The 2,467-nt window shown below is 60.7% G+C and carries 5 protein-coding genes and 1 pseudogene; 2 read left to right on the top strand and 4 right to left on the bottom strand.

The annotated features are described in order from the left end of the window. Window positions 1-2 precede the first annotated feature (2 nt). The 4 genes from C0456_RS20035 to C0456_RS20020 are packed head-to-tail and all read right to left on the bottom strand — an operon-like array spanning window position 3 to window position 1,731. Window positions 3-452: a globin domain-containing protein gene (locus tag C0456_RS20035; RefSeq protein ID WP_291056311.1), complete on the bottom strand. Its 450-nt coding sequence runs from the start codon at window positions 450-452 to the stop codon at window positions 3-5. A gap of 40 nt (window positions 453-492) precedes the next feature. Continuing rightward, a complete protein-coding gene (locus tag C0456_RS20030; protein WP_291056308.1) occupies window positions 493-957 on the bottom strand; it encodes a hypothetical protein in 465 nt (154 codons plus the stop codon). After that, window positions 950-1,255: a DUF1971 domain-containing protein gene (locus C0456_RS20025; protein ID WP_291056305.1), complete on the bottom strand. Its 306-nt coding sequence runs from the start codon at window positions 1,253-1,255 to the stop codon at window positions 950-952. Before C0456_RS20025 ends, C0456_RS20030 begins: the two co-directional genes overlap by 8 nt. Further along, on the bottom strand, window positions 1,252-1,731 hold the full coding sequence (locus tag C0456_RS20020; RefSeq protein ID WP_291056303.1) for a group III truncated hemoglobin: 480 nt from the start codon (window positions 1,729-1,731) through the stop codon (window positions 1,252-1,254). Before C0456_RS20020 ends, C0456_RS20025 begins: the two co-directional genes overlap by 4 nt. Window positions 1,732-1,814: 83 nt before the next feature. On the opposite strand from C0456_RS20020, the gene C0456_RS20015 reads away from it, so the two are divergent. Together C0456_RS20015 and C0456_RS20010 are read left to right on the top strand one after the other, a co-directional pair. After that, window positions 1,815-2,261, top strand: coding sequence for an Rrf2 family transcriptional regulator (locus C0456_RS20015; protein ID WP_291056300.1), 447 nt, complete (start codon window positions 1,815-1,817; stop codon window positions 2,259-2,261). 8 nt (window positions 2,262-2,269) lie between these two features. Continuing rightward, window positions 2,270-2,467: pseudogene (locus C0456_RS20010) on the top strand (two-component system response regulator); the annotation flags it as partial.

The raw sequence follows: 2,467 nt of genomic DNA, 5'->3' as shown, positions 1-2,467 counted from the left end.
TTTCAATCGCTTGGTCCTTGTGCGTAAAGCGCCGCTTCCTTGCCGATCAGGATTTCGGCCAGCGCCCAATAGGCCTCGCCCCAGGCCGACAGGACCTCGTCGGTTGCTGCATCGCCCAGAATGTCGCGGATCGCGGGCAGCAGGGCATCGGCAACCATTGGGTAATGCTCGGGTCTGACGCCGGTCTCGACATGCCGCGTAGCCATACGCATCACCGGCGCGGTCAAGGCTTCGAGCTTGTCGATGTTTTGCGCATAAGCAAGGATGGCGGCGGCGAGACGGCGCGGCTGCTCGCCACTTTCCTGCGCGGCTTCATCGAACATCGCCTTGACCGCGGGATCGACGAACAGGCGTTCGTACATCCGCTGGGTGATCGCCACGCCATGCTGCTGCAGCGCAGGCGCGGTCGAATTGACGATAGCCTTGGTCTCGGCGCTCAATATTCTGCTCATTGATGTCCTCCTTGTGGATATTGGTTGTCGAAACCACCTGTCAGAACAGGCCGTGGCTGCCGCCGACGGCACCCGCCAGCGTTATCAAAGCCAGCGCGACCAGAATGTGGTGGACGCGTTCCATGCGCTGAAAATCGTCTTGCGGGGTCTGCGAAGTTGCGAGGCGGCGGTGCAGGAACACCGGCTCGATCACGAACAGCATCAGCGTGAAGACCGCCCATAATGCAACCATCGCATACATCCACCAGAAGCCAGGATCGGCAAAGCGGCTCCACATGTCGGCGCGGTGCACCATCCAGAAGCCGCTGGCGCCGGCGACCAGAACCCACAGCTTGGCCTGCCCCGCAAAGCGCCCCTCGATCGCGTGGAATTTCCCCAGCCTGTCGGCGGCGCTTTCGCTCTGCCGGATGGTCGGCATCACCACCCAGGTGACAAAGCCCACGCCTCCGATCCAGAACAGCACCGCCACGACATGGACGATCCGCGCGATGGTGAAATCATCCACCGGACGCCTCGGGTGCTGTAGCGTCGTTGAGAACCGGCTCGGACCGGTAGAACTCGACCTGCATCGTCATCTTGCCCAGTGGGACCACGTAATGTGTCGCCAGCGGTGCAATCGGCGCGGGCGTGTCTGGCGTGACCAATACCTCACGATGCGGTTCGGTGAAGATCAGCCGCACTTCGCCGTCAAGGACGCGCAAAAGCCCCCAGGTCCCGTCCTTGGTGCGATGGTCGTTGCGCAGCTTATCGGGCAGCGATTGCTCGTCGAACACTGGCGAGGATGCATAGGGGGTGAGCGTCATGGTTTCGTTTCCAGGGGTGCAAGCTTTTGTGCCCGTACGCGCAAAGCCGCCAGCCCGCCGCGCTGCGCCAGCACTCCGGTCAGCAGGCTGTCGGCAATCCGGTGCGCCGACGTGTGAAATCTTTCTGCCGCTGCGGGGCTCGCAACGTTCTGCGTAACGGTCTCATGCCACAGCGCCAGCCAGCGATCGAAATGGGCCTTGGTGAGGATGCCGAGCGCAATGTGCTTCTGCATCGGACTGCCGCTAAAATGGCCCGGCTCGATCATGATCGAGGCCCAGAATCCCTTCATCCGCGGCAGATGCTGCGACCAGTCGGCGACGTGCTGGGCAAAGATTGGCCCCAGCAGATCGTCGGTCTGGATGCGGTCGTAAAAGCGATCGACCAGCAGGCTGATCGACGTGTCGTCGATCCCTACCTCGTGAGCCTCCGCACGCTTGGCCGCGCGTATGCGCTCGGCATGGGCGGTCGCCGTCATGTTCGCATTGCTGATAAGATGTAAATCATTTGCATCGTTTAACGCGGCTGGCACTTAATAGCAATATTCGATATGCATGTTTAATGAGATTGTCGCTTCACGCCGATTATGCCCTGCGCACCTTGATGTATCTGGCGGTCCATGATGGCCACAGGTCGATTGGCGAAATCGCTGGTGCCTATGGCATTTCCAAGAATCACCTGATGAAGGTGGCGCAACGCCTGGTGGCAGAAGGCTTTATTGAGGCAGTGCGAGGTCGAACCGGCGGCCTTCGGCTGGCGCAGGCCGCGGATCAGGTCAATGTCGGCAGAGTTGTGCGGACGATGGAAGAAACCGGCAGCTTCGTCGAGTGTTTCGATCCCTCGACCAATACCTGCGTGATTACGCCAGCATGCCAGCTGCGCCATGCCCTGGCCGGCGCGCTCGAGGCATTTTTCAGGCATCTCGATCGCTATAGTCTCGCGGATATTGTCAAAAACCCGGCGGCGGTTCGCGAAAGCTTGCTGCCATCGAGCATTGAACGCTACTAGCCATCGTCATGCGGATCGCGATCATCGACACCAGCACCACCCGTGCAGCGATCATCTCGGATGGCTTGCGTGAGGCTGGCCTCACCGATCTCGTCATCATCGACCATGCTACAGGCCTTGCCGCGCAGATCGAGCGCGCCGCACCCGAAGTTGTGCTGATCAATCTTGAGAACCCGAGTCGGGATATGCTCGAGGACTTCTTCGCG

The sequence above is a fragment of the Hyphomonas sp. genome (genome assembly GCF_013823385.1).
In the GTDB taxonomy this organism is placed as follows: domain Bacteria; phylum Pseudomonadota; class Alphaproteobacteria; order Caulobacterales; family Hyphomonadaceae; genus Hyphomonas.
The sequence above is the reverse complement of the archived record's forward strand: the minus strand, read 5'-3'. Positions and strand labels throughout refer to the sequence as shown.